The 6,307-nt window shown below is 65.7% G+C and carries 2 protein-coding genes; both read left to right on the top strand.

The genetic code is table 11. From position 1 onward, the window contains the following. On the top strand, positions 1-1,904 hold a 1,904-nt coding region (locus tag AB0I35_RS32275), incomplete at its 5' end, for a condensation domain-containing protein (RefSeq protein ID WP_357400097.1). Between the two features lie 11 nt (positions 1,905-1,915). Next, on the top strand, positions 1,916-6,307 hold a 4,392-nt coding region (locus AB0I35_RS32270; RefSeq protein WP_357400096.1), incomplete at its 3' end, for an amino acid adenylation domain-containing protein.

The raw sequence follows: 6,307 nt of genomic DNA, 5'->3' as shown, positions 1-6,307 counted from the left end.
CCGTCCTCAGGTCACATCCCGAAGTCCAGCAAGCTGCGGTGGTCGTGCGTGAGGATCGACCTGGTGACCGGCGCCTCGTCGGCTACGTAGTCACGTGCAGCACGGTTCAGGCTGGGGAGTTGCGGCAGTTCCTCTCAGGCAGACTCCCCGAATACCTCGTGCCGTCCGCTGTGGTGGTGTTGGAGCGGTTGCCGTTGACCGTCAACGGCAAGCTTGACCGCCGTGCGTTGCCGGAGCCCGACATCACCGGCGAAAGACGGCAGGCGCGTACTCCGCGTGAGGAGATTGTGGCGGGATTGTTCGCCGAGGTGCTAGGCCTGGCCTCGGTGGGAGTCGATGATGACTTCTTTGCTCTGGGTGGGCACTCCCTGTTGGCGACCCGACTGGTGAGTCGGGTACGCGCGGTACTCGGCGTCGAACTGGAGATACGGGTGTTGTTCGAGGCACCAACCGCAGCAGGACTCACCACGCGGCTCGATGCCGAACGGGAGGTGCGACCCCCGGTTCTTCCCGTCCAACGGCCGGAGTTGTTGCCGTTGTCGTCCGCGCAGCGACGCCTGTGGTTTCTGCACCAACTGGAAGGCCCGAGCCCGACCTACAACATCCCGATGGCACTGCGTCTTACAGGGCGGTTGAATATCGAGGCATTGCGAATTGCACTAGCCGATGTGGTGGAACGCCATGAGTCGCTGCGTACGGTTTTCCCAGAAAGCGACGGCACACCGTACCAACATGTCCTCGACAACTACCAGATGGCACCGAACCTGGCTGTTGTCGAGGTATCCGAGGACAGACTTGGACTCACACTGAGCGATGCCGCCCGCCACCTGTTCGACCTTGCGACCGACACGCCGCTATGGGCCGAGCTGTTTCGGGTGGGACCAGACGTTTCCGTGCTGTTGATGGTGCTGCACCACATCGCCGGTGACGGCTGGTCGCTCGCACCGCTGTCTCGCGACCTGGTCACCGCTTACACAGCACGCTCCGCCGGCCGCGCTCCGGAGTGGGCTCCTTTGCCGGTGCAGTACGCGGATTACACGCTCTGGCAGAACCAACTGTTGGGCAGCGATGACGACCCAGACAGCCTCGTTTCCCGGCAGCTGGAGCACTGGCAAGAGACGCTCGACGGGACTCCCGACGAGGTGAGCTTCCCCAGTGACCGGCCCAGGCCCGAGGCCGCCACCTTCCGTGGCGACGTGGTCGATTTCCACCTCGCCTCCGAACCGCACCAAGCGCTCGCAGACCTCGCCCGTACCGCTGGAACAACCGTCTTCATGGTCATGCAGGCCGCCGTCGCCGCGCTCATGACCCGCATGGGCGCCGGCACCGATGTCCCCTTGGGTAGCCCGATCGCCGGACGCACCGACGAGGCTCTCGATGGCCTGGTGGGGTTCTTCGTCAACACGATCGTGCTGCGTACCGATACGTCCGGCGACCCCACATTCACAGAGCTGCTGCATCGTGTCCGCGATGTCGACCTCGCGGCATGGTCCCATCAGGACGTCCCCTTCGACCATCTTGTGGAGACCTTGAACCCGGTGCGGTCGGCAGGCCACCACCCGTTGTTTCAGGTGATGATCGCCCTGCAAAACACTCCGCAGGGCGACTTCGGACTCCCCGACCTAGAGGTGAGCTTCCTTCCCGTCGGCACCGCCACCGCGAAGTTCGACCTCTTCTTCAATCTTGGGGAGGTGCAGAGCTCCCATGGCGCGGCATCAGGCATCTGCGGCGTCCTTGAGTACAGCACCGACCTATTCGACGACGACTCGGCACAGGAGATCGTCGACCGACTACTGCGTTTCCTGGAGGTCGTCGCCGCTGACCCGGAGGTACGGATCAACGACGTGGACCTGGTTACCGAAGAAGAGCGGCAGTGGCTGCTGGCACAAGGCATGGACGATTGAGGGGGCTACGAATGAGTACTGGGTATGTGACGTTGCCGGAGGTTTTCGAGGCACAGGTGGCCTGCTCGCCCGATGCCGTTGCCGTCGTATTCGAGGACGTCCAGCTGACCTACCGGGAGCTGAACACACGCGCGAACCGGCTGGCTCATCTATTGGTCGCCCGGGGAGTCGGCGTCGGCGATGTCGTGGGCCTGATGGTCCCGCGATCGCTGGACTTGGTCGTGTCGATCCTGGCCGTGGTGAAGGCAGGGGCGGCGTACCTGCCCGTCGACCCGGATTACCCGGAGGAACGGGTCAGGTTCCTGCTGGAGGACGCCGCGCCTGCCGTAGTTCTGGCCACCAGCGCGACAAAGGTCACGCTGCAGGCAGGGGTCGACCCGGTCATGGTGGACGGCGATGGGCGGGGCTCCGATGGTGCCGTCGAGAGGGTAGGTGTGCTGTCGGCGGACTCTCCCGCGCATGTGATCTACACGTCCGGTTCCACGGGGCGGCCGAAGGGTGTGGTGGTAACGCACCGGAACGTGGTGCGGTTGCTCGGCGGCAGAGAAGACCACTGGTTCGGGTTCGGTCCGAACGACGTGTGGGCGTTGTTCCATTCGTACTCGTTCGACTTTTCGGTGTGGGAGTTGTGGGGTGCGCTGGCGCACGGCGGACGGCTGGTCGTAGTGCCGTACGTGACGAGCCGGTCGCCCCGCGAGATGGTGCGGCTTCTCGCGGAGCAGGGCGTGACGGTGCTATGCCAGACCCCGTCGGCGGGTGAACAACTTGTGGAAGCGCTGGAGTCGCTGCCCGGCGCGGCTGGAGAGCTCGCGGTGAACCGCGTCGTCTTCGGTGGGGAGGCCTTAGCAGCGGAGCTGGTCGGACGGCTGTCGGCGGTCCTGCCCAGGGTCTCGGTGTTCAATATCTATGGGCCGACCGAGACCACCGTCCACGCCACCACCTGCCACGTCCCCGACGACGGCGAGGTGCCTGCTATCGGACGGCCGGTGGATAGCGCCCGTGTTTACGTCCTCGACGACCGGCTGCGTCCCTCGCTGCGAGGAGTTCCCGGCGAGCTGTATATCGCGGGCGCTGGCGTCGCGCAGGGATACCGACACCGTCCCGGCTTAACGGCGGAGCGGTTCATCGCCGATCCGTTCAGTGGGGACGGCTCACGCATGTACCGGGCGGGTGATCGGGTGCGGTGGCGCCGCGATGGTCAGTTGGAGTTCGTGGGTCGGGTCGATGATCAGGTGAAGGTCCGCGGTTTCCGGATCGAACCGGGTGAGATCGAGACGGTGCTCCGGTCGCATGATGCCGTGTCTCAGGCTGCGGTTGTGGTCAGGGAGGATCGGACCGGTGACCGCCGTCTTGTCAGTTACGTCGTCCCCGCCGAGGAATACACGGGAGGGAATACCAGCGAGCAGGTAGATGAGTGGTTGTCCGTCTACGACTCCCTCTACGTGGGAGGCGACACCGTCACCCTGGGGGAAGACTTCCGAGGCTGGGACAGTAGTTACGACGGCAGACCGATCCCGCTGCCCGAGATGCGGGAGTGGCGTGACGCCACTGTGGCGCGCATCGCCGCTCTTGGGGGACGCCGGATCCTGGAAGTGGGTGTCGGCACCGGCCTGCTGCTCGCGGGCCTGGTGGGCGAGTGTGATGAGTACTGGGGTGTTGACTTCTCACAGGCGGTCGTCGACCGGTTGTGCGCCCAGATCGCCGCCGACCCGACGATCGCTGAGAGGGTGACGTTGCGGGTCGCCGCCGCCGACGACCTGGCTGACCTTCCCCGCGGTGTGTTCGACACTGTGGTGGTGAACTCGGTGGTGCAGTACTTCCCGAGCGCGGAATACCTCATCGAAGCGCTGCGCGGTGTGGTGGACTTGCTGGCCCCTGGCGGCCGGGTATTCGTGGGTGACGTGCGGGACCTGCGGCTGCGCCGCTGCTTCCATACGGCGGTCCGGCTGGCGAGGGTTGGCGTCGACACCGACGCTGGGGTGGTGCAGGCTGCGGTCGAGCAGGCGATCGCGCTCGACAAGGAACTTCTGGTCGACCCCGCGTTCTTCACTACCCTGGCGGACGAGTTGGACGGGATCGGCGCGGTCGATATCCGGGTCAAGCACGGTGCCGCGCACAACGAGTTGACCCGCTACCGCTACGACGTTGTTCTGCACAAGCAGCCAGCCGACATCCTCGACCTCACTGACGTCCCGCGGCGGGACTTCCACGGGATGGACGACCTGGCCCGCCATCTGGCCGACGACGCACCCGCCGCACTCCGCGTGACCGCCGTCCCCAACGCTCGGCTACACGGTGAGCTCGCAGCAATGCGAGGACTTGACAGCGGCGGGTCGGTCGAACGGGCGCACCAACTCGCAGGTGACACCGGCGGGGTCGAACCCGACGCCCTGCGTGACCTCGGCGTTCGCTACGGCTACGACGTCGTCACAACGTGGGGCAGCAGTCAGGACGGCACCCTGGACGTGATCTTCCACCTGGCCGCAGGCCGTCCGGTCACCGGATCTCACGCACCGGCCGCGCGTCAGTCGCTCGCCGCCTGCGTCAGCAACCCATCGACGGTCAGCGACCGGAACCGCCTCGTGGCGGAGCTGCGCCGGTTCGCCGCAGCCCGGCTGCCGGAGCATATGGTCCCCGGCGCGGTCGTGGTCCTGAACCAGTTGCCTCTGACCGTCAACGGCAAGCTCGACCGCCAGGCACTGCCCACACCCGAAATGGTGGACATGACAGGTTCGGGCAGGTCGCCGCGGTCACCGCGTGAGGAGATCCTGGTGGGGTTGTTCGCTGAGGTGTTGGGCTTGGCCTCGGTGGGTATTGAGGACAGTTTCTTCGAGCTGGGTGGGCATTCGCTGTTGGCGACTCGGTTGGTGAGTCGGGTGCGTGCGGTGCTGGGTGTGGAGTTGGAGATGCAGGCGGTGTTCGAGGCGCCGACTGCGGCGGGGCTTGCTTCTCGGTTGGATGTGGAGCGGGAGGTGCGTCCGCCGGTTGTTGCTGTGGAGCGGCCGGAGTTGTTGCCGTTGTCGTTCGCGCAGCGACGCCTGTGGTTCCTGCATCAGTTGGAGGGTCCGAGCCCCACATACAACATCCCGATGGCGTTGCGGCTGACTGGCCGGTTGGACGTCGCTGCCCTCGAAGCCGCGCTCGTCGACGTACTGGACCGGCACGAGGCCCTGCGCACCATCTTCCCTGCACAGGACGGCACACCACGACAGCACATCCTCACCACAGAGCAGGCCCGCACCGTCCTGACGGTGACCGAGGTAGCGGATACCGAGCTCGACGCGGCTCTGTCGGCAGGGGCACGGCACATGTTCGACCTCGCGGGGGAACCGCCGCTGCGAGCAGAGCTGCTCCGGCTTGGCCAGGATGTGTCGATGTTGCTGCTTGTCCTGCACCACATCGCCGGCGACGGTTGGTCGCTCGCACCACTGTCACGCGACATCGTCATGGCCTATTCGGCGCGCTGCGCCGGACGGGCTCCGGAGTGGGCGCCAATGCCCGTGCAGTACGCCGACTACACGATATGGCAGAACGAGCTGCTGGGAGTGGAGGAGGACCCTGGCAGCCTTGGCGCCCGGCAGCTGGAGTACTGGCGGCAGGAGCTTGCCGGGCTGCCGGAACAGGTCGGCTTCCCCGCCGACCGGCCACGTCCCGCCCGGCCGTCGTTCCAGGGCAACTTGGTCGAATTCCGGTTGGACGCCGGACTGCACCGGCGGGTGGTAGAGCTGGCGCGGACGGCGAACGCGACGGTCTTCATGGTGTTGCAGGCGGCAGTCGCGACACTCATGACCAGATTGGGCGCCGGCACCGACATTCCGCTGGGCACTCCGATCGCCGGTCGCACCGACGAGGCTCTCGATGACCTGGTGGGGTTCTTCGTCAACACGCTCGTGCTACGTACCGACACCTCAGGCAACCCAGCCTTCGCCGAACTCGTCCACCGTGTGCGGCAGACCTCACTCGCCGCCTACAGCAACCAGGACATCCCGTTCGAACATCTCGTGGAGATGCTGAACCCGGCCCGCTCGACGGCGCACCATCCGCTGTTCCAGGTGATGATCGCCGTGCAGAACACCCCGCAGGGCAATTTCAACCTCCCTGACCTGGAAGCAAACTTCCTCCCGCTGGGTACCGACACCGCGAAGTTCGACCTGTTCTTCAACCTGAGCGAGGTCAGAGGCGAGGACGGTGCCCCAGACGGGATCATCGGCTTCCTCGAGTACAGCACTGATTTGTTCGATCGGTCGTCAGTCACAGGATTTGTCGACCGGCTGCGCCGCCTTCTGGACGTGGTCACGGTCGATCCCCACACGCGGATCGAGACGGTGGATCTGCTGACGGAGGCCGAGCGACGGCAGTTGGTGGTGGAGTGGAACGACACCGCTACCGATGTGCCCGATGTT

The organism is Nocardia sp. NPDC050378 (assembly GCF_040655675.1).
GTDB classification, from domain to species: Bacteria; Actinomycetota; Actinomycetes; order Mycobacteriales; family Mycobacteriaceae; genus Nocardia; species Nocardia coubleae.
The sequence above is the reverse complement of the archived record's forward strand: the minus strand, read 5'-3'. Positions and strand labels throughout refer to the sequence as shown.